The sequence below is a fragment of the Rhodococcus sp. IEGM 1351 genome, assembly GCF_030056875.1.
Lineage (GTDB): Bacteria > Actinomycetota > Actinomycetes > Mycobacteriales > Mycobacteriaceae > Rhodococcus_F > Rhodococcus_F opacus.
The window spans coordinates 1-239 of record NZ_JASHKU010000154.1; the positions used below are offsets into that span (position 1 = coordinate 1).

The 239-nt window shown below is 82.4% G+C and carries 1 protein-coding gene; it reads left to right on the forward strand.

Annotation, left to right across the window (positions count from 1 at the left end; translation table 11 throughout):
- Nucleotides 1-16: 16 nt before the first annotated feature.
- Nucleotides 17-239, forward strand: a 223-nt coding sequence (locus QM806_RS41145; protein ID WP_283295080.1) for a hypothetical protein, incomplete at its 3' end; no start/stop codon positions are given.

Here is a 239-nt window from a genome sequence, read left to right on the forward strand (position 1 = left end):
CGGCCAGGGGGTGTGGGTGGACGGGCTGCCAGGTGGGGCCGCAAGTCTGCGCGCAGTCGGAGTCGGGGCCGGCGCCCGTGGCGAGGGCGGGGTGGGGTGCCGGCGCAGCCTGCGGGGGGGGCCCGGCCCGACGGGGGCGGCCCGGGCCGAGGGCGGGGCGGTCGGCGCGGCCTCCGTTCCGGGCGCCGTACTGGGCTCCCGGTGGTGCGCGGACAAAGCGGTGTGGGTGCGCGACGGCG